The organism is Streptomyces sp. NPDC048636, from assembly GCF_040650655.1.
Lineage (GTDB): Bacteria > Actinomycetota > Actinomycetes > Streptomycetales > Streptomycetaceae > Streptomyces.
In genome coordinates, this window is the sequence record NZ_JBEZHR010000001.1 from 61,088 (window position 1) to 85,283 (window position 24,196).

Consider the following 24,196-nt stretch of genomic DNA (forward strand, 5'->3'; position numbering starts at 1 on the left):
CTGCTCCTCCGCCGGCGCGGAGAAGCAGGGCTCCTTGGGTATTGCTAGATCAGACCGCGCTGACGTTCTCAGCCTGCGGACCCTTCGGGCCCTGAGTGACGTCGAAGGTCACGGCCTGGTTCTCCTCCAGGGAGCGGAAGCCAGACGCGTTGATCGCGGAGTAGTGAACGAAGACATCGGGACCGCCGCCGTCCTGGGCGATGAAACCGAAGCCCTTTTCGGCGTTGAACCACTTGACGGTTCCGGTAGCCATAAAGCCCTCCTTGGGCCAAAGGGTTGCCCTGCTCCAGAACCTGCAAGAAGTCTGAAAACTACAAAAGCCCGCGGTTACATGCTCCGCAGGCTCTGTACTGCAAGGGAAACCAAACTGCAACTTGCGGTGAGCTTAGCACGCTGCGTGTGCGCGGGGAAAGAGCCGAAGATCACGAAAACGAGGGGTTTCCGGCGCCCTGAGAGTGGATAAGATCGCAGGTCGGGCGGGTGCGGGTCGGGGAATCGCGGACCACCGCGCGCCCCCCGCCGCCGCCGTGGGAGCGGTCCGGGGCTAGCCTCCGCACGTGGACATTTCACCGAGTTCCCCCTCGCGGAGTACACCGGGTGCCTCCGAGGGCGGCACGCCCGATGGCGGCCGCCGGCGCAGCCGCCCGAGAGTGGGCCACATCCAGTACCTCAACTGCATGCCGCTGTACTGGGGCCTCGCCCGGACCGGTGCGCTCCTCGACTTCGAGCTCACCAAGGCCTCGCCCGACGCCCTGAACGACCTGCTCGTCCGCGGCGACCTCGACATCGGCCCGATAAGCCTCGTCGAGTATCTCCGCAACGCCGACGATCTGGTGGCGCTCCCGGATATCGCGGTGGGCTGCGACGGGCCCGTGATGTCCTGCGTGATCGTCTCGCAGCTGCCGCTGGAGCGGCTGGACGGGGCCCGGGTGGCGCTCGGCTCGGCCTCCCGCACCTCCGTACGGCTGGCCCGGCTGCTGCTGGCCGAGCGGTACGGGATCACGCCCGACTACTACACCTGCCCGCCCGACCTCAGCCTGATGATGCAGGAGGCCGAGGCGGCGGTGCTCATCGGTGACGCCGCGCTGCGCGCCAACCTCCACGACGCCCCCCGGCTGGGCCTCCAGGTCCATGACCTCGGCCAGATGTGGAAGGAGTGGACCGGGCTCCCCTTCGTCTTCGCGGTGTGGGCCGCCCGCCGCGACTACCTGGAGCGGGAACCGATGATCGTGCGCAAGGTGCACGAGGCGTTCCTCGCCTCCCGGAACCTCTCGCTGGAGGAGGTCGGCAAGGTCGCGGAGCAGGCGGCGCGCTGGGAGGCGCTGGAAGCCCCGGTGCTGGAGCGCTACTTCACCACCCTCGACTTCAGCCTCGGCGAGGCGCAGCTGAAGGGCATCGCCGAATTCGCCCGGCGGACCGGGGACGGCGGGGGCTATCCGGCGGACGTCCGGGTGGAGCTGCTGGACGGCCTGGTCTCCGGGGTCTGAACGGTCGCCGGGGTCCGGGCGCGCGGCTGGGCCGCCGTCCCGGACCCCGCCTAAGCTGGACCGCGCCGTCGAGGGGGGAGCTACGCCATGGATCCGCTGGCAGAGGACGACCCGCGGGCCATCGGCGGGTACCGGCTGCTCGGCAGGCTCGGATCGGGCGGTATGGGCCGGGTCTATCTCGGGCGCAGCGCCGGAGGGCGCACGGTCGCGGTCAAGGTGGTGCACGCCCACTTCGCGCTGGACGAGGAGTTCCGCGCCCGCTTCCGGCGTGAGGTGGAGGCCGCGCGCCGGGTCGGTGGCGCCTGGACCGCGCCGGTGCTGGACGCCGACCCCGGGGCCCGCGTTCCATGGGTGGCCACGGGCTATGTGGCGGGACCCTCGCTCAGCCGGGCGATATCGGACGATGGACCGCTGCCGGAGGCTTCGGTACGCGCCCTGGGGGCGGGGCTCGCGGAGGCACTGGGCGCCGTGCACGCGCTCGGCCTGGTCCACCGCGACGTCAAACCGTCCAATGTGCTGCTGGCCCTCGACGGGCCGCGGCTGATCGACTTCGGGATCGCCCGGGCCACCGACGGCACCGCCTCGCTCACCTCCACCGGCGCCTCCATCGGCTCGCCCGGCTATATGTCGCCCGAGCAGATCCTCGGCGAGAGCGTCGGCGGCCCGACGGACGTCTTCTCCCTCGGCTCGGTGCTGGCGTACGCGGCGACCGGTGAGGGCCCCTTCCCGGGCGACAGCTCCGCGGCGCTGCTGTACAAGGTGGTCCACGCCGAGCCGCGGCTCAGTGCGGAGCTCACCGGTGAACTGCGCGAACTGGTGGCCGCGTGCCTCGCCAAGAACCCCGCCGACCGCCCCACCCCGGAGCAGATCGTCGGTCGGCTGGCACCCGGGAGCGGCGCCTCGGGGCTGGTACGGTCCGGCTGGCTGCCGGCGACGCTGGTGGAGCGGGTGAGCCGACGGGCGGTGCAACTGCTCGATCTGGAGGCGGAAGCGGAGGATCCGGAACCGGCCGCGAGACCCGAAGCGGAAGCAAGACCGGAACCGTCCGCGAGACCGGAAACGGAAGCAGGACCCGAACCGTCCGCGCCCCGGCCCCCGGTGGCCGCGGAAACCCCCGCCACCGGCTCCGCCGGATCATCCGCCCTGGGCACGTTCGGGCCCCCGGACCCCTCGTACGCGGGCGGCGTCCCCGGCAGTGAGCCCGCCGACCGCCCCACCCAGCCGCCGCTGCCGTCGTCGTACCCCGCCCCGCCCCCGGAGCGGGGCCGCGGCCTCGCCCTCAGCGCGTCCGTGGGCGGCAGGAAGCGCCCGAGGGCGCTCAGCTGCACCCTCGTGCTGTCCGTCGCGGGCGCCCTGGCCGCCGCGACGACCGCCGCGGTGGTCTTCGACGTCCTGCCCGGCAGCGGTAAGGACAACAGCGCCCGTCACGACAGCGGCGAACCCCGGCCCGGCGATCCGGCCGGGACGCCCGACACCGGCGCGGACCCGGGCGCGATCCCCAAGAAGTTCCTCGGCACCTGGCGGGGCGACCTCACCTCCGACTCGGGCATCCCGGTGGGCACCATGACGATCACCTTCCGGCAGGGGAGGGTCGGCGAGCAGGTCGCGAGCGGCCGGGTGACGCTGTCGGTGCTGCGCTGCGACAGCAACTGGAAACTGCTCTCCGCCTCTTCCGGTGAACTCCGGCTGGACGCCGCGCTGAAGCGGAACGGCCCCCAGGAGGGATGCAGCGACGCCTCCACGGACGAGCGGTTCGTCCTCGTCAAGGGTGACGCCCTGCGCTACCGCGCGAAGGACGATCAGGCGGGCGATCCGAGCGGCACCCTGCACAGGCTCCGTTAAGCCCGGTCAGGGCCCTGCGGCGGACCGGACACGCCCCCGAAGCGGCGCACGGCCGCTGGCGTAGGCTGAGTCGGTCCGCCCGTAAACCTCCGAAAGGGTCCGCCCCGGTGACCGCACACGCAGACTTGCAGGCAGTCCTCGACCGCGCCGCCGACGGGGGCCGGATCACCCCGGAAGAGGCGCTCGACCTCTACCGGTCCGCGCCGCTGCACGCGCTGGGAGCCGCCGCCGACGCCGTCCGCCGGCGCCGTTACGCGGGTACCGAGCACATCGCGACGTACATCATCGAGCGGAACATCAACTACACCAACGTCTGTGTGACGGCGTGCAAGTTCTGCGCCTTCTACGCCGCGCCCAAGGACACCGCCAAGGGCTGGAGCCGTGATCTCGACGACATCCTGCGCCGCTGCGCCGAGACGGTCGAACTCGGCGGCACCCAGATCATGTTCCAGGGCGGCCACCACCCGGACTACGGCGTGGAGTACTACGAGGAGCACTTCTCGGCGATCAAGAAGGCGTATCCGCAGCTGGTGATCCACTCGCTGGGGGCGTCCGAGGTCGAGCACATGGCGCGGATCTCGGGGGTCTCGGCCGAGGAGGCGATCCGACGGATCCACGCCGCCGGTCTGGACTCCTTCGCGGGCGCGGGCGCCGAGTTGCTGCCCGAGCGGCCGCGTAAGGCCATCGCGCCGCTGAAGGAGTCCGGTGAGCGGTGGTTGGAGATCATGGAGGTCGCCCACGGCCTGGGGGTGGAGTCCACTTCCACGATGCTGATGGGCACCGGTGAGACCAACGCGGAGCGGATCGAGCACATCCGCATGATCCGCGACGTCCAGGACCGTACGGGCGGCTTCCGCGCCTTCATCCCGTACACCTACCAGCCGGAGAACAACCATCTGAAGGGGCGGACACAGGCGACGATCTTCGAGTATCTGCGAATGATCGCCATCGCCCGGCTGTTCCTCGACAACATCGCTCATATCCAGGGCTCCTGGCTGACCGTGGGCAAGGAGGCGGGCCAGCTCTCGCTGCACTACGGCGCGGACGACCTCGGCTCGGTGATGCTGGAGGAGAACGTGGTCTCCTCGGCGGGTGCCAAGCACCGCTCCAACCGGATGGAGCTGCTCCACCTCATCCGCGCGGCGGGCCGCGTCCCGGCGCAGCGCGCGACCACCTACGAGCACCTGGTGGTGCACGACGACCCGGCCAACGACCCGGTCGACGACCATGTGGTCTCGCATCTGTCGTCCACGGCCATCGACGGAGGCACCGCCCACCCCGAGCTGAAGCTCATCGACGCGAAGTGACCGTGCGGCCGTGCTGACGATCCACCGGGTGCGCGCGGTCCGCCTGGTGGTGGACCACCCGTCCGAGGAGCGCACGGAGCCCGGGTACGCGGTGGTCGTCACCGGCGCCCGCTTCGAGGCCATCGGGCCGTACGAGGAGCTCCTCGCCGCGTACGGCGAACGGGCCAGGATCCGGGAGTGGGACGGGGTGCTCACACCCGGCCGGTACGAACCGGACGGCGCCGCGTATCTCGAGGCCACCTACCACCCCGATCCGCGCGAGACCGACGAGCTCGGCGGCGAACTGCTCACCGGGGAGGCGCTCGCGGCCCTGGGGATGACCGAGACGCGCTGGGGCGCCAGCGCCCGGCGCGGGGTGCAGCGCCTGTTGGCGCGCGGCACGACCGTGCTCACCGGACCGTTCGTCCGCCCGGCGGTCCGTACGGCCGTCGCCCGGTCCGGTATCCGGGAGGCGTCCGGCCCGCGGCCGCGCGCTCTGGTCCCGAGCGGCGTCGCCGACTTCGCGGTCTTCGCCGACAACGGGGACTGCCTCGTCACGGCCCTGGACGGGCGGCTGGTGCACCGCCGGCGGTGACCGGCGACGCGGCGCGGCGACGGGCGGGCGACCCCTGCGGTGGATCAATGCCGCGCGAGGTGAACAATGGGGCCGTGACCCGAGCATCCCTGGACAAGCAGCCGCAGGAAGTCGCCACCATGTTCGACGACGTGGCGGCCAAGTACGACCGCACCAATGACGTGCTGTCCCTCGGGCAGGCCCGTCAGTGGCGCAAGGCGGTCGCCCGCGCGGTGGACGCGCGCCCCGGCGAGCGGGTGCTCGACCTCGCCGCCGGTACCGGCACCTCCTCGCTGCCCTTCCGCGCCGCGGGCGCCTATGTGGTCCCCTGCGACTTCTCGATCGGCATGCTCAGGGAGGGCAAGAAGCGCCATCCCGCGCTGCCGTTGACCGCGGGCGACGCCACCCGGCTGCCCTTCGCGGACGGGGTCTTCGACGCCGTCACGATCTCCTTCGGACTGCGCAATGTGCAGGACACCGAGGGCGCCCTGCGCGAGATGCTGCGGGTGACCCGGCCCGGCGGCCGGATCGTGATCTGCGAGTTCAGCCACCCCACCTGGGCGCCGTTCCGCACGGTCTACACCGAGTACCTGATGCGCGCGCTGCCGCCGATCGCCACCGCGGTCAGCAGCAGCCCGGACGCGTATGTCTATCTCGCCGAGTCCATCCGCGCCTGGCCCGACCAGGCGGGGCTGGCCGCGCGGCTGGGCCGGGCGGGCTGGTCCCGGCCCGCCTGGCGCAACCTCACCGGCGGTGTGGTGGCCCTGCACCGCGCGTACCGGCCGTAACCCGGACCCGGGCGGTACCGGCGCTCACAGGTCCAGCCGGTGGCAGATGGCCGGGGTCCGGGAGACCGGGCTCCGAAGGTGTTCCGCGGACCGCATGCCCAGCCGCCGGGTCACCGCTATGGAGCGCTCGTTGCGGGCGTGCACCATCGCGACCACATGGCCGACCCCGGCGGCCCGCACCCGCTCCAGGGCGGCCTCCGCGGCCACCGTGGCGTAGCCCCGCCCCCAGTACGCGCGGCCGAGCCGCCAGCCGATCTCGATCTCGCCCACCGGACCCCAGTCCTGGGGCCACGGCTGGGCGCCGGTGAAGCCGATCACCTCGTCCGAGGCGTCCAGCAGGGTGTAGAGGCAGAAGCCGTACCGCTCGGCGTGCGCGCGCTGGCGGGCGGTGAACTCCTCGTAGTGGGCGAGGTCATGGGAGGCCCCGCCGTGGAACTCCATCACCTCCGGATCGTCGAAGACGCGGTGCCAGGCGGCGGCGTCGTCGGGGGTGGGCACACGCAGGCGTACGGCAGGCGGAGTCACGGTCATCAGGGACGGCCCTTCGCGAGTGGTGGACTACGGCCCCCATAGACTGCTGCTGTCCAGTGCCCGGCGCGACCGGCACGCCGTTACCGAGGCCTCGGGAGACCCCGCGTGAGCGAGACCGCACCCATCCAGAGCGCGTCCTCCGGGAGCTCGGAGCGCAGCGCCGACGTGATCGTCGTCGGCGCCGGACCGGCCGGTTCCACTACCGCGTACTACCTGGCCAAGGCGGGTCTGGACGTTCTGCTGCTGGAGAAGACGGCCTTCCCGCGCGAGAAGGTGTGCGGCGACGGGCTGACCCCGCGCGCCACCAAGCAGCTGGTCGCGATGGGCATCGACGTCTCCGAGGAGGCGGGCTGGCTGCGCAACCGGGGGCTGCGGATCCTCGCCGGCGGGCTGCGGCTGGAGCTGGACTGGCCCGATCTGGCCGCGTATCCGAACTACGGACTGGTCCGCAAGCGCGACGACTTCGACGAGCAGCTGGCGAACCAGGCGCAGAAGGCCGGGGCGCGGCTGTACGAGCGCTGCAACGTGGGCGCGCCGATCACCGACCCGCGCACCGGCCGGATCACCGGGGTCGAGGCCAAGCTGGGCGAGGAGAAGACGCCGGTCACCTTCCACGCCCCGCTGGTCGTCGCCGCCGACGGCAACTCCACCCGGCTGTCGCTGGGGATGGGGCTGCACCGGCGCGAGGACCGCCCGATGGGCGTGGCGGTGCGTACGTACTTCACCTCGCCCCGCCATGACGACGACTACCTGGAGTCCTGGCTGGAGTTGTGGGACCGGCGCGGTCCCCAGGACCGGCTGCTGCCCGGCTACGGCTGGATCTTCGGCATGGGCGACGGTACGAGCAACGTCGGCCTCGGTGTGCTGAACACCTCGTCGTCCTTCAAGGAGTTGGACTGGCGGGAGATCCTCAAGGCGTGGTGCGCCTCGACGCCGGAGGAGTGGGGCTACACCCCGGAGAACATGACCGGGCCGATCCGCGGCGCCGCCCTGCCGATGGCGTTCAACCGCCAGCCGCACTACACCCGTGGGCTGCTGCTGGTGGGCGACGCGGGCGGCATGGTCAACCCGTTCAACGGCGAGGGCATCGCCTATGCGATGGAATCCGGGCAGCTGGCCGCGGATGTGATCGTGCAGGCGCACGCCCGCGCCACCGCCACGCAGCGCGAGATGGCCCTCCAGCGCTATCCGAAGGTCCTCAAGGACACCTACGGCGGCTACTACACGCTGGGCCGGGCCTTTGTGAAGCTGATCGGCAACCCGAAGGTGATGAAGCTCGCGACCGAGCGCGGGCTGACCCATCCGATGCTGATGCGCTTCACCCTGAAGCTGCTGGCGAACCTGACCGATCCGACGGGCGGGGACGCGATGGACCGCATCATCAACGGGCTGACCAAGGTGACGCCGAGGGCCTGAGGGTCCGGTCGCGGGTCCCGCGGGTCCGGTCGCGGGTCCCGCGGGTCCGCCGGGGAGGTCAGCCGCCGCCGTCCGGGGCCGCGCTGGTGATGACGCCGAACGGCGCCCCGGCCACGTCCGTCAGCCACGCCATCCGGCCGATTCCCTCGGCGGACATCGCGGGCATCAGCACCGAACCACCCAGCTCCTGCCCCTTCGTGACCACTTGGTCGCAGTCCGTGACCTCGATATAGGGCAGCCACTGCGGTGGGGTCGAGTGCCCCTCCTGGAGCTGGGCGACCCCGCCGAAGGAGCCGTCCCTTCCGGCACCGGCCGTGGTGAGCACGGTGTACGTCCCGCCGGGGAGCGACATCTCCTCGGCGTCCCAGCCGAAGACGGCGCCGTAGAAGGCGACGGCCACGGCGGGGTCGTGGGAGTGCAGTTCGGTCCAGCAGAGGCTGCCCGGTTCGGTGACCAGCTCCAGGCCCGCCGTCTTGCCGGGCTGCCAGACGGCGAACCGGGCGCCGCCGGGATCGCTGAAGTGGGCCATCCGCCCCTCGTCGAAGACGTCGAACGGCGCGACCGCCACCCCACCGCCCGCCAGCTCGACGGATTTCGCCGTGGCGTCGGCGTCGGGCGTGTGGAAGTACGGCGTCCAGGCGGCGCGTGCGCCCTGCTCGGTGAGCGGACCGAGGGCGGCGACGGTTTCACGGTTCCGCTTGAAGAAGCCGTATCCGCCCGCCTCGGGGCCGGCCGACTCGAAGCTCCAGCCCAGCAGCCCCTGGTAGAAGGCCACGGCCGCGTCGGTGTCGGGAGCGCCGAGATCGAGCCAGTTGGGCGCGCCGGGGGCGAAGTCGGTGGTGAGCATGGACGCTCCTTCAACGATCGGGCGTGAAGGACCTCTCGTCCTCAGTCTGGCACCCGCCGCCGAGCCCCGCCGCCGGGGCGGGAAACATCCCGTTCGTCCGTGAAGCGGCGCGGAGTCCGATATGACGTCATCGCCCGGGGGCGGTGACAATGAACGTGAGGGGGGCGCCGTGTGCGTCAGCCGCGGTGACCGGAACGATGGGGCCCGCGGGCCGGTTCCGCCGCCGGTGGGCCGTCAGGAGGTACACCCATGACGAAGGCAGCGGACATCATGCACCCGGGCGCGCAGTGGATCCCGGCCACGGAGTCGCTGGACCGCGCCGCCCAGCTGATGCGCGAACTGAACGTCGGGGCGCTGCCGGTCAGCGACACCAACGAGCGGCTGTGCGGCATTCTCACCGACCGCGACATCGTCGTCGGCTGTGTGGCACGCGGTGGCGATCCGTCCCGGATGACCGCCGGGGACCTCGCCAAGGGCACCCCGCGCTGGATCAGCGCGGACGCCGATGTCGGCGAGGTGCTGCGGGAGATGGAGGAGCACCGGATCCGCAGACTGCCGGTGATCGACAAGAACAAGCGGCTGGTCGGCATGATCAGCGAGGCGGATCTCGCCCGTCACCTCTCCGACCAGCAGATCGGCGAGTTCGTGGAGAAGGTGTACGCCACGACGTGAACGGCATGAGGCCGCCGCCCCCGGAAGGGAACGGCGGCCCCGAGGCCCGTTCGTCACCGCGCGGTGCGCGCGGTAACGCGGCGGTGCGCGGAAGTTACAGGACGCGCACGGCACCGGTGGGCATGTCGTAGTCCAGCGAACGCTCGACGATGCCGGTGCTCGGGTTCTGGGCGCCGATGAACTTGCCGTCGCCGACGTAGACACCGACGTGGTAGGCGCTGCCGGAGCTGCCCCAGTAGAGGATGTCGCCCGCCTGGAGGTTGTCCAGCGACACCTGGGTGCCGGTGGCGGACTGGTCCTGGGAGACCCGCGGCAGGTCGATGCCGACCTGCTTGAACGCGGCCTGGGTCAGACCGGAGCAGTCGAAGGAGCTCGGGCCGCTGGTGCCGAGCACGTACGCCTTGCCGAGCTGCGCCTTCAGGAAGCTGATGACGGTGGCGGCGTTGCCGGTGGCCTTGGTGGCGCCGGGGGCGGAGGAGAGGGTGGTGCGCTCCGCGGAGCGGGACGCCTTCTCGGCCTTGGCCTCGGCGGCACGCTTGGCGGCTGCCTTACGCGCCTCTTCCCGGGCTTCCTTGGCCTTGCGGTCGGCCTCCGCCTTGGCCTTCTTGGCCGCGGCCTTCGCGTGGGCGGCGGCCTGGTCCTGCTGCGCCTGGAGCTGGTAGTCGGACGCGGCCTGCTGCGTGGCGTCGGCGGTCTGGGCGGCCGTGCTCGCCAGCGTGGCGCTCACGGTCGGCATCTCGATCGTCGAGTCGACGGCCGAGGAGTCGGTGGCGGAAGCGGGCACGGCGGCACCGGCCACCGCGATGGTGAGGAAGCCACCGGTCACCCCTGCGCGGAGGGTGCCCTTGGACGCGGCACGGCGGGGCTTCCGGTGGCTGGGTATGTGTGCGACTGGGGACATAGGTCACTGGCTATCAGGGCCGAAAGGCCCGGATCAACAAAAGTGGTGTGCGCCACATTTGGCGTGTACACGTCTGGAAATCGACGTTTCCGATCTCCGCGGCGGCGCTCGGCGCGATGTCCGAATTTCTCGATCATGTCTCTACGCACGGCTTTTGGCGGCCGTGCGGAGCCTGTGGGCGGCCTACCACCGATACGGCCCGCACATCAAAGATTCCCGGGAATTCGGGTTCCACAACCCATGGGAACGTGGGATACCTCACTCCCCATGGGCCACTCTCGGAACAACCCGGGGTCGGCGGTGAAGGGGCGGGGGCCGACGTGTGACGGCGTCGTGGTCCGCTCGTGAATCACGGCGCGAACCGGCGATCAAGAAGAGGCGATCAAGAAGACCGGAGGGGATCGGTCCGGATCCGGGGGAGACCTGGGAGTGGTGTGCGCGTCGGCCCGGAGACCGGGTCACCCGGGAGGGTGGCTGATCGATATCAGCTGACGATGGCCCTCGCAAATTTGCATGTATGTACCATGTCTTGGTAAGGGCGCAACGTCCCCACCAGTGATGACGCCCCCGAATGTCACTTCTCGTGGTCGTTCGGATGCTTCGTGTACAAGATCACCGCTCATCCGACTTCATGATCCTTCGTCAGGTGGTGGAGATCACAAAGACGTTGTCGTACCCCGTGTCGCAGATCACAGACCGACGGGCATAGGATGCAGGCGAAACGGGCTTGTGAACTGCCTCACATGAGCACGATCTTCGTGGGGCGACAGCACGCACGTGCGGTCCGCCAGACAGTCATCGTCGACTGAAGGGAGCGAGGACGGTGAACGCATACGCGCCCATCCTCGTACTGGGAGCCCTCGGGGCAGGTTTTGCGATCTTCTCGGTTTTCATGGCCGCGATCATCGGCCCCAAGCGCTACAACCGGGCCAAGCTCGAGGCCTATGAATGTGGCATCGAGCCGACTCCGCATCCGGCCGGCGGTGGGCGCTTCCCCATCAAGTACTACCTGACGGCGATGCTCTTCATCGTCTTCGACATCGAGATCGTCTTCCTCTACCCCTGGGCCGTCTCGTTCGACGCCCTGGGGCTGTTCGGGCTCGTGGAGATGCTCCTCTTCGTGCTCACCGTCTTCGTCGCCTACGCCTATGTGTGGCGGCGCGGCGGGCTGGAGTGGGACTGACGGGGCTCAAGAGGAGATAGGGGAAACAGCGCATGGGTATCGAAGAGAAGCTCCCGAGCGGCTTCCTGCTCACCACCGTGGAACAGGCCGCCGGACTGGCCCGTAAGTCCTCCGTGTTCCCGGCCACCTTCGGCCTGGCCTGCTGCGCCATCGAGATGATGACCACCGGTGCCGGCCGCTACGACCTCGCCCGCTTCGGCATGGAGGTCTTCCGGGGCTCGCCCCGGCAGGCCGACCTCATGATCGTCGCCGGTCGGGTCAGCCAGAAGATGGGTCCGGTGCTGCGCCAGGTCTACGACCAGATGCCGAACCCCAAGTGGGTCATCGCCATGGGCGTCTGCGCCTCCTCCGGAGGCATGTTCAACAACTACGCGATCGTGCAGGGCGTCGATCACCTCGTCCCGGTCGACATCTATCTGCCCGGCTGTCCGCCGCGCCCCGAGATGCTCTTGGACGCCATCCTCAAACTGCACCAGAAGATCCGCGAGGAGAAGCTCGGCGTGAACCGCGAGCAGGCGGCCCGGGAGGCGGAGGAAGCGGCGTTGAAGGCGCTCCCGACGATCGAGATGAAGGGGCTGCTCAGGTGAGCGACGCAGGCGAGGGAACGGAGGTACGCGGTGAGTGAGGCAGGCGGGGTCAACCCGGACCAGGATCTCAACGCGGAGAACCTCCCCGGCAGGCGTGGTGACCACGGCGAGGCCATCCGCGTCCAGCGCGGCATGTTCGGCGCCAACAACGGCGGTGACACCACCGGTTACGGCGGTCTGATCCGCCCGGTGCGGCTGCCCGGCCAGGCCACCCGTCCGTACGGGGGCTGGTTCGACGAGGTCGCCGATGAGCTCGAAGGCGCCCTGGAGGAGCAGTCGCTGCTCCCGGAGAACGCGATCGAGAAGACCGTCGTGGACCGCGACGAGCTGACCTTCCATATCGCGCGCGAGCATCTGCCGAGGGTCGCCCGGACCCTGCGCGACGACCCGGCGCTCCGGTTCGAGCTGTGCACCGGGGTCAGCGGGGTCCACTTCCCCGGTGACAAGGGCCGTGAGCTGCACGCCGTGTACCACCTGCGGTCGATCACCCACAACCGGATGATCCGGCTGGAGGTGAGTGCTCCGGACGACGATCCGCATATCCCGTCGATCGTCGATGTGTATCCGACCAACGACTGGCACGAGCGCGAGACCTACGACTTCTTCGGCCTGGTCTTCGACGGCCATCCCGCGCTGACGCGGATCATGATGCCTGACGACTGGCAGGGCTTTCCGCAGCGCAAGGACTACCCCCTCGGCGGTATCCCCGTCGAGTACAAGGGCGCCCAGATCCCGGCTCCGGACCAGCGGAGGTCGTACAGCTGATGTCTGCCACCCACGCCCACCCGTCACCCGGCCCCCGCCCCTCAACGGGGCCCTCCGGGCCGCAGCCACCCTCCTCCGCCTCCTCGCGCGAGACCACCGAGGGCACCGTCTACACCGTCACCGGCGGCGACTGGGACGAGGTCGTGGCCGCCACGGCCAAGGCCGACGACGAGCGGATCATCGTCAACATGGGTCCGCAGCACCCCTCCACCCACGGGGTGCTCCGGCTGATCCTGGAGATCGACGGCGAGACGGTCACCGAGGCCCGCTGCGGAATCGGCTATCTGCACACCGGAATCGAGAAGAACCTCGAATTCCGGAACTGGACGCAGGGCACCACCTTCGTGACCCGCATGGACTATCTGACGCCCTTCTACAACGAGGCGGCCTACTGCCTGGGCGTCGAGAAGCTGCTCGGCATCGAGGACCAGGTGCCGGACCGGGCGTCGGTCATCCGGGTGCTGCTGATGGAGCTCAACCGGCTCTCCTCGCATCTGGTGGCCATCGCCACCGGCGGTATGGAGCTGGGCGCGACCACCGTGATGATCTACGGCTTCCGCGACCGCGAGCTGATCCTCGACATCTTCGAGCTGATCACCGGGCTGCGGATGAACCACGCCTATATCCGGCCCGGTGGGCTGGCCCAGGATCTGCCGCCGGGAGCGGTCGACCAGATCCGGGCCTTCCTCATCAAGATGCGCAAGAACCTGCCCGAGTACGACAAGCTCGCGACCGGGAACCCCATCTTCAAGGCCCGGCTCCAGGACGTCGGTTATCTCGACCTGGCGGGCTGTATGGCCCTCGGGGTGACCGGCCCGATACTGCGTGCCACCGGGCTCCCGCACGATCTGCGCAAGTCCAATCCGTACTCCGGCTACGAGAACTACGACTTCGAGGTGCCGACCGCCGAGAGCTGCGACGCCTACGGCCGCTTCCTGATCCGGCTGGAGGAGATGCGCCAGTCGCTGCGGATCGTGGAGCAGTGCCTGGAGCGGCTGGAGCCCGGCCCGGTGATGGTCGAGGACAAGAAGATCGCCTGGCCCGCGCAGCTGGCGCTCGGCCCGGACGGCCTCGGCAACTCGCTGGACCACATCAAGAACATCATGGGTACCTCGATGGAAGCCCTGATCCACCACTTCAAGCTGGTGACCGAGGGATTCCGGGTCCCGCCCGGACAGGCGTACATCGCGGTGGAGTCGCCCAAGGGCGAACTCGGCGCGCACATGGTCAGCGACGGCGGCACCCGCCCCTACCGCGTCCACTTCCGGGATCCGTCGTTCACCAATCTGCAAGCCGTGGCGGCGATGTGCGAAGGCGGCCAGGTCGCCGACGTGATCGTCGCCGTCGCGTCCATCGACCCCGTGATGGGAGGCGTTGACAGGTGACCGACGCACGCGCGGCCTCCGGGCCGCGGATGAGGACGATGGCCGCACCTCTGCGCCGCGCGGGCGGAGAAGGGAACGGTGGAGCACAGTGACCGATGTATCGCTGGGGATGCCGCAGCTTCCCGCCCCCGACTATCCGGCGGAGGTGCGTGACCGGCTGGAGGCGGACGCCCGGGAGGTGATCGCCCGCTACCCGGACAGCCGCAGCGCGCTGCTGCCGCTGCTGCACCTGGTGCAGGCCGAGGAGGGCCATGTCACCCGCACCGGGATGCGGTTCTGCGCCGAGATGCTGGACCTCACCACCGCCGAGGTCACCGCTGTCGCCACCTTCTACACCATGTACCGGCGCAAGCCGTCCGGGGATTACCAGGTCGGGGTGTGCACCAACACCCTGTGCGCGGTGATGGGCGGCGACGCCATCTTCGAGGAGCTCCAGCGCCATCTGGAGGTGGGCAACGGGGAGACCACCGAGGACGGCAAGGTCACCCTGGAGCACATCGAGTGCAACGCGGCCTGCGACTTCGCCCCCGTGGTGATGGTCAACTGGGAGTTCTTCGACAACCAGACGGTGGAGTCCGCCAAGCGGCTGGTCGACGACCTCCGGGCGGGCCGGACCGTCGAACCGACCCGTGGCGCGCCGCTGTGCACCTACAAGGAGACCGCGCGGATCCTCGCCGGATTCCCCGACGCCCGGCCGGGCGCCGTGGAGGCCGGTGGCTCCGCCGGACCCGCCTCACTGGTCGGACTGCGGCTGGCCAAGGGCGAGTCCGCGCCGGGCAGGGTCGTCTCGCCGAGGTCGGCGGGGGCCCCGTCGGACGAGGCCCCGCCGACGCATCCCAGCTCGCATGACGCGCCGCAGCGGACCTCCGCCTCCGATCCGCACCACCCGTCCGGTCCGGTCACCGAGGAGGGGGAGTGATGACCGTGACGACCGAGATCAACGAACACAGCCCGGAAAAGCTGCTGGCACCGGTGCTCTCCGCGTTCTGGGACCAGCCCAACGCGTGGACCCTGCGCACCTATCTGCGCCATGAGGGCTACGAAGGCATGCGCAAGGCCCTCGGGATGGCCCCCGACGATGTGATCGCGCTGGTGAAGGAGGCGGGTCTGCGCGGCCGTGGCGGCGCGGGCTTCCCCACCGGAATGAAGTGGCAGTTCATTCCGCAGGGCGACGGCAAACCCCACTACCTCGTGGTCAACGCCGATGAGTCGGAGCCGGGTACCTGCAAGGACATCCCCCTTCTCTACGCCAATCCGCACTCCCTCATCGAGGGCATGGTGATCGCCTGCCACGCCATCCGCTCCGAACACGCCTTCATCTATCTGCGCGGTGAGGTCGTCCCCGTACTGCGGCGGCTGCACGAGGCGGTGCGCGAGGCGTACGAGGCGGGCTACCTCGGCACGGCCGAACGGCGCAGCCAGAAGCTGGGGGTGGCGGGACTTCCCGGTCTCGACATCACGGTGCACGCGGGCGCCGGCGCGTACATCTGCGGTGAGGAGACCGCACTGCTGGACTCGCTGGAGGGGCGGCGCGGTCAGCCCCGGCTGCGGCCCCCCTTCCCGGCGGTCGCGGGTCTGTACGCGTGCCCCACTGTGGTGAACAACGTCGAATCCATCGCCTCGGTTCCCTCGATCCTCAACAAGGGCAAGGAATGGTTCCGTTCGATGGGGAGCGAGAAGTCCCCGGGCTTCACGCTCTACTCGCTGTCCGGCCATGTGGCCAGCCCCGGCCAGTACGAGGGCCCGCTCGGCATCACCCTGCGCCAACTGCTCGATATGAGCGGCGGGATGCGCCCCGGTCACCGGCTGAAGTTCTGGACCCCGGGCGGTTCGTCCACCCCGCTGCTCACCGATGAGCACCTCGACGTCCCGCTGGACTACGAGGGTGTGGGCGCGGCCGGGTCGATGCTGGGCACCAAGGCGCTCCAGTGCTTCGACGAGACCACCTGTGTGGTGCGGGCGGTGACCCGCTGGACCGAGTTCTACGCCCATGAGTCCTGCGGCAAGTGCACACCCTGCCGTGAGGGCACGTACTGGCTGGTGCAGCTGTTGCGCGATCTCGAGGCCGGCAAGGGGCGGATGGACGACCTCGACAAGCTGGCGGACATCGCCGACAACATCAACGGCAAGTCCTTCTGCGCACTGGGCGACGGCGCGGCCAGCCCGATCTACTCCTCCCTCAAGTACTTCCGCGAGGAGTACGAGCGGCACATCACCGGCGGCGGCTGTCCCTTCGACCCGGCCAAGTCCACGGTCTGGGCCGACCAGCCGCGCTCCACTCACCTGGGGGTGAACGCATGACCGTGACCACCAACGCACCCTCGGGAGGCGGGGGGGCGGCGGTGCCGCGAGAGGATCTGGTCTCCGTCACCATCGACGGAGTCGAGATCTCCGTCCCCAAGGGGACCCTGGTCATCCGCGCCGCCGAGCTGCTCGGCATCGAGATCCCGCGGTTCTGCGACCATCCGCTGCTGGACCCGGCCGGTGCCTGCCGCCAGTGCATCGTCGAGGTCGAGGGCCAGCGCAAGCCGATGGCCTCGTGCACCATCACCTGCACCGACGGGATGGTGGTGAAGACCCAGCTCACCTCGCCGTCCGCCGAGAAGGCGCAGCGCGGGGTGATGGAGCTGCTGCTGATCAACCACCCGCTGGACTGTCCGGTCTGCGACAAGGGCGGTGAGTGCCCGCTCCAGAACCAGGCGATGTCCACCGGTGCCGCCGACAGCCGCTTCGAGGGCAGGAAGCGGACGTTCGAGAAGCCGGTGCCGATCTCCACACAGGTGCTGCTGGACCGTGAGCGCTGTGTGCTCTGCGCACGCTGCACCCGCTTCTCGAACCAGATCGCCGGCGACCCGATGATCGAGCTGCTGGAGCGGGGCGCGCTCCAGCAGGTCGGCACCGGGGAGGGCGATCCCTTCGAGTCCTACTTCTCCGGCAACACCATCCAGATCTGCCCGGTGGGAGCGCTCACCTCGGCGGCGTACCGCTTCCGCTCCCGCCCCTTCGACCTGGTCTCCTCGCCCAGCGTGTGCGAGCACTGCGCGGGCGGCTGCGCGACCCGCACCGACCACCGGCGCGGCAAGGTCATGCGGCGCCTCGCGGCGGACGACCCCGAGGTCAACGAGGAGTGGATCTGCGACAAGGGCCGCTTCGGCTTCCGCTACGCCCAGCTTCCGGACCGGCTCACCACCCCGCTGGTGCGCGACAAGGAGACCGGTGAGCTGGCGGCGGTGAGCTGGCCGGAGGCGCTGGAGGCGGCGGCCGCCGGGCTGGCCGCGGCGCGCGGCCGGACCGGGGTGCTGACCGGCGGCCGGCTCACGGTCGAGGACGCCTACGCCTACGCGAAGTTCGCCCGGCTGGCCCTGGAGACCAACGACATCGACTTCCGCGCCCGGGTGCACAGCCGGGAGGAGGCCGACTTCCTGGCCGCCCATGTCGCGGGCCGCGGCCGTGACCTGGACGGCACCGGGCTCACCTACGCCACGCTGGAGAAGGCCCCGGCGGTGCTGCTGGTCGGCTTCGAGGCGGAGGAGGAGGCGCCCGGGGTCTTCCTGCGGCTGCGCAAGGCCCACCGCAAGCACGGCCAGCGCACCTTCTCGCTCGCCACCCATGTCACCCGGGGCCTGGAGAAGGCGGGCGGCACCCTGCTGCCCGCCGCGCCCGGCACCGAGACCGAGTGGCTGGACGCCATCGCGGGCCGTACCGGTCTGGACGAGACCGGGGAGGGCGCGGCCGACGCGCTGCGCGCCGAGGGCGCGGTGATCCTGGTGGGCGAGCGGCTGGCGTCCGTGGCGGGCGCGCTGACCGCCGCGGTGCGGGCCGCCGCCGCCACCGGGGCCACCCTGGCGTGGATCCCCCGGCGGGCGGGGGAGCGGGGCGCGCTGGAGGCCGGGGCGCTGCCCGGGCTGCTGCCGGGCGGCCGTCCGGCCGACGACCCGCGCGCCCGTGAGGAGACCGCGTCCGTATGGGGCGTCTCCGATCTGCCGCACCAGGAGGGCCGGGATACCGGTCAGATCCTCGAGGCCGCGGCCTCCGGGGGGCTCGGCGCGCTGCTGGTCGCCGGGGTCGAGGTGGCCGATCTGCCCGATCCGGCCGGTGCGTTGGCGGCCCTGGACGCGGTCGGGTTCCTCGTCAGCCTGGAGCAGCGGCCCTCGGAGGTCACCGAGCGGGCTGATGTGGTGCTGCCGGTCGCGGCCGCCCCGGAGAAGCAGGGCACCTTCCTCACCTGGGAGGGGCGGGGCCGGCCGTTCGAGGCGGCGCTCAAACCCGACCAGATGACCCGTCGGCACGTCCTCCCGGACACCCGGGTGCTGCATATGCTGGCCGACGCCCTCGACACCCCGCTGGACCTGCCGGATGTGGACGCGGCCCGCGCCGAACTGTCCCGGCTGGGCGGCTGGCGGGGCCCGCGCGCCACCGCTCCGATGGAGACCGGGGGTCCGCTGCCGCGGCCCGCCGAGGGCGAGGCGGTCCTCGCCGGCCACCGGCTGCTGCTGGACCACGGACGGCTCCAGGAGGGCGACCCGGCGCTGGCCGGCACCCGGCACGCCGCCGTGGCCCGGCTCTCGGAGGCGACCGCGGAGGAGGCGGGGGTGACGGACGGCCAGGCCCTCCGGATCACCGGCCCCGCCGGATCCGTCCAACTGACGCTGGCCGTCACCGACATGCCCGACCGGGTCGTCTGGCTGCCGATGGCCTCCACCGGCGGTGGTGTCCACCGGGATCTGGGGGCGCGCCCCGGTGATGTGGTGCGGATCGCCGCACCCGCGACCGAGCCGGAGGTGACCGCATGAGTTTCGCCGCTGAGGACCTGTCGATGTTCGGCCGCGACCCATGGTGGCTGATCCTGATCAAGGCCGTCTTCTGCTTCGCCTTCCTGATGCTGACCGTGCTGATCTCCATCGTCATGGAGCGCAAGGTCGTCGGCTGGATGCAGCTGCGCATCGGGCCCAACCGGCACGGCCCCTGGGGCATGCTCCAGTCCCTCGCGGACGGCGTGAAGCTCATGCTCAAGGAGGACGTGACCGTCAAGGGCGCGGACAAGGCGGTCTACCTCCTGGCGCCGATCGTCGCGGCCATCCCCGCCTTCATGGCGGTCGCGGTGATCCCCTTCGGCCCGTCCGGCAACGAGATCTCGGTCTTCGGCCACCGCACCACGATGCAGCTGACCGATCTGCCGATCGCCGTCCTCTACATCCTGGCCACCGCGTCGGTGGGGATCTACGGGATCGTGCTGGCGGGCTGGTCGTCGGGTTCGACCTATCCGCTGCTCGGCGGCTTGCGCTCCTGCGCCCAGATGATCAGCTACGAGATCGCGATGGGGCTGTCGTTCGCGGCGGTGTTCCTCTACTCCGGGTCGATGTCGACCTCGCAGATCGTCGCCTCCCAGCAGGACCGCTGGTACGCGGTGCTGCTGCCGGTCTCGTTCCTCATCTACATCATCGCGATGATCGGTGAGACCAACCGGGCGCCGTTCGATATGCCGGAGTCCGAGGGCGACCTGGTCGGCGGTTTCAACACCGAGTACTCCTCGATCAAGTTCGCGCTGTTCATGCTCGCCGAGTACGTCAACATGGTCACCGTCTCGATGGTCGCGGTCACCCTCTTCCTCGGCGGCTGGCGGGCGCCCTGGCCGATCAGCACCTTCTGGGCGGGCGCCAACCATGGCTGGTGGCCCCTGCTGTGGTTCCTCGGCAAGGTCGTGACCTCGCTGTTCGTCTTCATCTGGGTCCGCGGCACGCTACCGCGCGTGCGCTACGACCAGTTCATGAAGCTGGGCTGGAAGGTGCTCATCCCGATCTCGATGGTCTGGCTGATGCTGGTCGCCACCGTGCGGGCGCTGCGCAACGAGAACTACGCCTACCAGGACATCGTGCTCTACGTGGGCGGCGCGGTGCTCGCGCTGCTGCTGCTCTCCTTCGTCGTGGACATCTTCCGCGACCGCGAGGCGACCAAGGCCGCGGCCGCGGCGGCGGAGGCCCCCGAGCCCGCCTTCGACCCGATGGCGGGCGGCTTCCCGGTGCCACCGCTGCCCGGACAGTCCCTGCCACCCGTTCCCCGTCGACAGTCCCGCCAGGAACGCGAGTTGATTGTCAGTGGCGGCCCCGACACTGTCAGTGACGGAAAGGAGGCCGACGGTGTCTGACTTCCAGAACCCGGTGGCCGGCTTCGGCGTGACCTTCAAGGCCATGTTCAAGAAGCGGCTCACCGAGCAGTACCCCGAGGAGAAGAAGCCCACCGCGCCCCGCTTCCACGGACGCCACCAGCTCAACCGCCATCCGGACGGGCTGGAGAAGTGCATCGGCTGCGAGCTGTGCGCCTGGGCCTGCCCGGCGGACGCGATCTATGTCGAGGGCGCGGACAACACCGAGGAGGAGCGCTACTCCCCGGGGGAGCGCTACGGCCGCGTCTACCAGATCAACTATCTGCGCTGCATCCTGTGCGGCCTCTGCGTCGAGGCGTGCCCCACCCGGGCGCTGACCATGACCAATGACTACGAACTGGCCGACCGCAGCCGTGAGTCGCTCATCTACACCAAGGAGGAGCTGCTCGCCGGGCTCGAGGAGGGGATGGTCGACAGTCCGCACGCCATCTACCCCGGGATGGACGAGCAGGACTACTACCGGGGCCTGATCACCGAGGCCGCGCCCGGGACCCGGCGGCAGCCCGCGGTCAGCAAGGGCGAGACCCTCTCCGACCAGGCCGCGGGAAACGAGGAGGTGCAGGCATGAGCGGTGCGCTGGCCGCGGCGGCCTCCACCACCTCCACCGGCGAGGCCATCCAGTTCTGGGTGCTCGGCACCGTCGCCGTGATCGGCGCGCTGTGCACCATCCTGATGCGCAAGGCCGTGCACAGTGCACTGTGCCTGGCCGGGACCATGATCGTCCTGGCGGTGTTCTACCTCGCCAACGGCGCGTACTTCCTGGGCGTCGTCCAGATCGTCGTCTACACCGGCGCGATCATGATGCTCTTCCTCTTCGTGGTGATGCTGGTCGGTGTCACCGCCGCCGATTCGCTCAAGGAGACCCTGAAGGGGCAGCGCTGGCTCGCCGCCCTGTGCGGTCTCGGCTTCGGCATCCTGCTCTGCGTCGGGATCGGCAATGCCTCGATCACCACGTGGAACGGGCTGGGCCAGGCCAACTCCGGCGGCAATGTGGAGGGGTTGGCGGCGCTGGTCTTCACCAAGTACGTCTTCGCCTTCGAGATCACCGGTGCGCTGCTGATCACCGCGGCGGTCGGCGCCATGGTGCTGACCCACCGCGAGCGCATCGAGCGGGCGCGCACCCAGCGCGAGCAGTCCGAGGCGCGGGTGCGCACCGGGCGGAATGTCCCGCCGCTGCCCGCCCCCGGTGTCTACGCCCGGCACAACGCGGTGGACATCCCCGGTCTGCTGCCCGACGGCACCACCTCCGAGCTCACGGTCAACGCGACGCTGCGCGGCCGCGGTCAGATCCGGGATGTCTCCGGTGACGCGCTGGCCGAGCTGGCGGCGCTGGAGCAGCGCTCCGAGCGCTGGCTGGGCCGGAAGCCCAAGGGCGCGGAGGCCAACGGCGCGGCGTCCAAGGACACGGGCGCGAACGGCACCTCGGCGAACGGGGCCGTGGGCGGCGCCAACGGGAACGACGCCGACGGGAAGGGCGCGAACGGCGCCGCGCACGCGAACGGCAAGGGTGTCGACGAGCGGTCCGAGGACGCCGACAGCCACAAGGGAGCCGCCAAGTGAATCCGGTCTACTACCTGTACCTGGCCGCCCTGTTGTTCACCATCGGTGCGGCCGGGGTGCTGATCAGGCGGAACGCGATCATCCTCTTCATGTGCGTCGAGTTGATGCTGAACGCGTGCAACCTCGCCTTCGTCGCCTTCTCCCGGCTGCACGGCAATCTCGACGGCCAGATCATCGCCTTCTTCACGATGGTCGTCGCCGCGGCGGAAGTCGTGGTCGGCCTCGCGATCATCGTGACCGTCTTCCGCTCCCGCCATTCGGCCTCGGTCGACGACGCCAGCCTGATGAAGCTCTAGAAGGGTCGCGTTCACGTGGAGAACCTCATCGGATTGCTTGTCGCGGTGCCGCTGTTCGGAGCGGCGCTGCTGCTGTGCGGCGGTCGGCGGCTGGACGGCAAGGGTCACTACATCGGCACGGCGCTCGCGGCGGGCTCCTTCGCGATCGGCGCGGTGCTCTTCGCCGACATGCTCGGCCGCGGTGAGCATGACCGCGCCCTGCACAGCAAGGTGTTCAGCTGGATCCCGGTGGGTGGCTTCCGCGCGGACGTCGCCTTCCAGCTCGACCAGTTGTCGATGACCTTTGTCCTGCTGATCACGGGTGTGGGCACACTGATCCACATCTACTCGATCGGCTATATGGAGCACGACGAGCGCCGCCGCCGCTTCTTCGGCTATCTCAATCTCTTCCTCGCGGCGATGCTGCTGCTGGTCCTCGCCGACAACTACCTGCTGCTGTACGTCGGCTGGGAGGGTGTGGGCCTCGCCTCGTACCTGCTGATCGGCTTCTGGCAGCACAAGCCCAGCGCGGCCACGGCGGCGAAGAAGGCGTTCATCGTCAACCGCGTCGGCGATGTCGGCCTGTCCATCGCGATCATGCTGATGTTCACGACCTTCGGGTCGTTCGCCTTCGCCCCGGTGCTGGCCGAGGCGGACCGGGCGGGCGAGGGCAAGCTCACCGCCATCGGGCTGATGCTGCTGCTGGCCGCCTGCGGCAAGTCGGCCCAGGTACCGCTCCAGTCCTGGCTCGGGGACGCGATGGAGGGCCCGACTCCGGTCTCGGCCCTGATCCACGCGGCCACCATGGTGACCGCGGGCGTCTATCTGATCACCCGCTCCGGCGCGATCTTCAACGCGGCGCCGGACGCCCAGACCGCGGTGGTCACCGTCGGCGCGGTCACGCTCCTCTTCGGTGCGATCGTCGGTTGCGCCAAGGACGACATCAAGAAGGCCCTCGCCGGATCGACCATGTCGCAGATCGGCTACATGATCCTGGCGGCCGGGCTCGGCCCCATCGGCTATGTCTTCGCGATCATGCACCTGGTGACCCACGGCTTCTTCAAGGCCGGGCTCTTCCTCGGCGCCGGTTCGGTCATGCACTCCATGAACGAGGAGGTCGACATGCGCAAGTACGGCGGCCTGCGGAAGTACATGCCGATCACCTTCATCACCTTCGGCCTCGGCTACCTGGCCATCATCGGCTTCCCCGGACTCTCCGGCTTCTGGTCCAAGGACAAGATCATCGAGGCCGCCTTCGCCAAGGGCGGCACCGAGGGCTGGATCCTCGGCGGGGCCGCCCTGCTGGGCGCCGCCATCACCGCGTACTACATGACCCGTGTGATGCTGATGACCTTCTTCGGCGAGAAGCGCTGGGTCGCCGATGAGAACGGCGATGAACCGCATCCGCACGAGTCGCCGGGGTCCATGACCTTCCCCATGATCGTCCTGGCCTTCGGATCGGTCTTCGCGGGTGGGCTGTTCAGCCTGAACGACGCGTTCGTGAAGTGGCTCGAGCCGGTCACCGGCCACAGCCACGGCGACTCACCGCTCAGTGCCGCCGCCGTCACCGGCGGCACCATGGTGGTGCTGCTGATCGGTGTCGCCCTCGCCTGGGCGCAGTACGGGCGGCGGCCGGTGCCGCGCACCGCCCCCCGCGGCAGTCTGCTCACCCGGGCCGCCCGGCGCGATCTGCTCCAGGACGACTTCAACCATGTCGCCCTCGTCCAGCCCGGCCAGTACCTCACCCGCGGGCTGGTCTACGTCGACCACAAGCTCGTCGACGGCGTGGTCAACGGCACCGCGGCCTCGGTCGGCGGGCTCTCCGGCCGGCTGCGCAAGCTCCAGAACGGCTACGCCCGCACGTACGCGGTCTCGATGTTCGGCGGTACGGCGGTACTCATCGCCGCGACCCTGCTGATGAGGGCGGTCTGAGT

General features: G+C 70.1%; 23 protein-coding genes. 19 read left to right on the forward strand and 4 right to left on the reverse strand.

Features of this window, described 5'->3' with window-relative positions:
• Window positions 1–49 precede the first annotated feature (49 nt).
• Window positions 50–253 (reverse strand): cold-shock protein, encoded by a 204-nt coding sequence (locus tag AB0C66_RS00300; RefSeq protein WP_009715975.1) that lies wholly within the window; start codon window positions 251–253, stop codon window positions 50–52.
• Between the two features lie 397 nt (window positions 254–650).
• Here AB0C66_RS00300 and AB0C66_RS00305 point away from each other — a divergent pair, with 397 nt between their 5' ends.
• The 5 genes from AB0C66_RS00305 (at window position 651) to AB0C66_RS00325 (ending at window position 5,977) form a co-directional block, all read left to right on the forward strand.
• Window positions 651–1,487 (forward strand): menaquinone biosynthesis protein, encoded by an 837-nt coding sequence (locus tag AB0C66_RS00305; RefSeq protein WP_362430913.1) that lies wholly within the window; start codon window positions 651–653, stop codon window positions 1,485–1,487.
• An 87-nt stretch (window positions 1,488–1,574) separates the two neighbouring features.
• Complete coding sequence (locus tag AB0C66_RS00310; protein WP_362430916.1) at window positions 1,575–3,329, forward strand: protein kinase; 1,755 nt, start codon at window positions 1,575–1,577, stop codon at window positions 3,327–3,329.
• Between the two features lie 107 nt (window positions 3,330–3,436).
• A complete protein-coding gene (gene mqnC, locus AB0C66_RS00315; RefSeq protein WP_362430919.1) occupies window positions 3,437–4,636 on the forward strand; it encodes a cyclic dehypoxanthinyl futalosine synthase in 1,200 nt (399 codons plus the stop codon).
• A gap of 10 nt (window positions 4,637–4,646) precedes the next feature.
• Window positions 4,647–5,210, forward strand: coding sequence for a hypothetical protein (locus AB0C66_RS00320; RefSeq protein WP_362430922.1), 564 nt, complete (start codon window positions 4,647–4,649; stop codon window positions 5,208–5,210).
• A 74-nt stretch (window positions 5,211–5,284) separates the two neighbouring features.
• Complete coding sequence (locus AB0C66_RS00325) at window positions 5,285–5,977, forward strand: demethylmenaquinone methyltransferase (RefSeq protein ID WP_362430924.1); 693 nt, start codon at window positions 5,285–5,287, stop codon at window positions 5,975–5,977.
• A 24-nt stretch (window positions 5,978–6,001) separates the two neighbouring features.
• Here AB0C66_RS00325 and AB0C66_RS00330 read toward each other — a convergent pair whose 3' ends face one another.
• A complete protein-coding gene (locus tag AB0C66_RS00330; RefSeq protein WP_362430927.1) occupies window positions 6,002–6,508 on the reverse strand; it encodes a GNAT family N-acetyltransferase in 507 nt (168 codons plus the stop codon).
• Between the two features lie 105 nt (window positions 6,509–6,613).
• Between AB0C66_RS00330 and AB0C66_RS00335 the strand changes: the two genes are divergently transcribed.
• Entirely contained in the window at window positions 6,614–7,924 is a 1,311-nt protein-coding gene (locus AB0C66_RS00335) for a geranylgeranyl reductase family protein (RefSeq protein WP_362430929.1), read from the forward strand.
• A 58-nt stretch (window positions 7,925–7,982) separates the two neighbouring features.
• Here the strand turns inward: AB0C66_RS00335 and AB0C66_RS00340 are convergent, their stop codons facing one another.
• A complete protein-coding gene (locus tag AB0C66_RS00340) occupies window positions 7,983–8,771 on the reverse strand; it encodes a VOC family protein (protein WP_362430931.1) in 789 nt (262 codons plus the stop codon).
• A 249-nt stretch (window positions 8,772–9,020) separates the two neighbouring features.
• Here AB0C66_RS00340 and AB0C66_RS00345 point away from each other — a divergent pair, with 249 nt between their 5' ends.
• A complete protein-coding gene (locus tag AB0C66_RS00345; RefSeq protein ID WP_362430933.1) occupies window positions 9,021–9,443 on the forward strand; it encodes a CBS domain-containing protein in 423 nt (140 codons plus the stop codon).
• 94 nt (window positions 9,444–9,537) lie between these two features.
• Here the strand turns inward: AB0C66_RS00345 and AB0C66_RS00350 are convergent, their stop codons facing one another.
• Complete coding sequence (locus tag AB0C66_RS00350) at window positions 9,538–10,344, reverse strand: C40 family peptidase (RefSeq protein ID WP_362430936.1); 807 nt, start codon at window positions 10,342–10,344, stop codon at window positions 9,538–9,540.
• A gap of 823 nt (window positions 10,345–11,167) precedes the next feature.
• Between AB0C66_RS00350 and AB0C66_RS00355 the strand changes: the two genes are divergently transcribed.
• From AB0C66_RS00355 to nuoL, 12 genes are all read left to right on the forward strand, one after another.
• Complete coding sequence (locus AB0C66_RS00355; protein ID WP_176181410.1) at window positions 11,168–11,527, forward strand: NADH-quinone oxidoreductase subunit A; 360 nt, start codon at window positions 11,168–11,170, stop codon at window positions 11,525–11,527.
• Between the two features lie 32 nt (window positions 11,528–11,559).
• On the forward strand, window positions 11,560–12,114 hold the full coding sequence (locus AB0C66_RS00360) for an NADH-quinone oxidoreductase subunit B family protein (RefSeq protein WP_362430939.1): 555 nt from the start codon (window positions 11,560–11,562) through the stop codon (window positions 12,112–12,114).
• Window positions 12,115–12,144: 30 nt separating this feature from the next.
• Entirely contained in the window at window positions 12,145–12,879 is a 735-nt protein-coding gene (locus AB0C66_RS00365) for an NADH-quinone oxidoreductase subunit C (protein ID WP_362430941.1), read from the forward strand.
• A complete protein-coding gene (locus AB0C66_RS00370; protein ID WP_362430943.1) occupies window positions 12,879–14,264 on the forward strand; it encodes an NADH-quinone oxidoreductase subunit D in 1,386 nt (461 codons plus the stop codon). The genes AB0C66_RS00365 and AB0C66_RS00370 overlap by 1 nt, the downstream gene beginning before the upstream one ends.
• 109 nt (window positions 14,265–14,373) lie before the next feature.
• A complete protein-coding gene (nuoE, locus tag AB0C66_RS00375; protein ID WP_362433254.1) occupies window positions 14,374–15,183 on the forward strand; it encodes an NADH-quinone oxidoreductase subunit NuoE in 810 nt (269 codons plus the stop codon).
• Window positions 15,183–16,565, forward strand: coding sequence for an NADH-quinone oxidoreductase subunit NuoF (nuoF, locus tag AB0C66_RS00380; RefSeq protein WP_362430945.1), 1,383 nt, complete (start codon window positions 15,183–15,185; stop codon window positions 16,563–16,565). The genes nuoE and nuoF overlap by 1 nt, the downstream gene beginning before the upstream one ends.
• On the forward strand, window positions 16,562–19,057 hold the full coding sequence (locus tag AB0C66_RS00385) for an NADH-quinone oxidoreductase subunit G (RefSeq protein ID WP_362430948.1): 2,496 nt from the start codon (window positions 16,562–16,564) through the stop codon (window positions 19,055–19,057). Before nuoF ends, AB0C66_RS00385 begins: the two co-directional genes overlap by 4 nt.
• The gene (gene nuoH, locus AB0C66_RS00390; RefSeq protein ID WP_362430951.1) at window positions 19,054–20,409 is read left to right on the forward strand and encodes an NADH-quinone oxidoreductase subunit NuoH; all 1,356 of its coding nucleotides are present in this window, start codon (window positions 19,054–19,056) and stop codon (window positions 20,407–20,409) included. The genes AB0C66_RS00385 and nuoH overlap by 4 nt, the downstream gene beginning before the upstream one ends.
• Window positions 20,402–20,995 (forward strand): NADH-quinone oxidoreductase subunit NuoI, encoded by a 594-nt coding sequence (nuoI, locus tag AB0C66_RS00395; protein ID WP_362430954.1) that lies wholly within the window; start codon window positions 20,402–20,404, stop codon window positions 20,993–20,995. Before nuoH ends, nuoI begins: the two co-directional genes overlap by 8 nt.
• A complete protein-coding gene (locus tag AB0C66_RS00400; protein WP_362430956.1) occupies window positions 20,992–21,987 on the forward strand; it encodes an NADH-quinone oxidoreductase subunit J in 996 nt (331 codons plus the stop codon). Before nuoI ends, AB0C66_RS00400 begins: the two co-directional genes overlap by 4 nt.
• Window positions 21,984–22,283, forward strand: a complete 300-nt coding sequence (gene nuoK / locus AB0C66_RS00405) for an NADH-quinone oxidoreductase subunit NuoK (RefSeq protein ID WP_254746398.1) — start codon at window positions 21,984–21,986, stop codon at window positions 22,281–22,283. Before AB0C66_RS00400 ends, nuoK begins: the two co-directional genes overlap by 4 nt.
• A gap of 15 nt (window positions 22,284–22,298) precedes the next feature.
• On the forward strand, window positions 22,299–24,194 hold the full coding sequence (gene nuoL, locus AB0C66_RS00410) for an NADH-quinone oxidoreductase subunit L (protein ID WP_362430959.1): 1,896 nt from the start codon (window positions 22,299–22,301) through the stop codon (window positions 24,192–24,194).
• Window positions 24,195–24,196 lie beyond the last annotated feature (2 nt).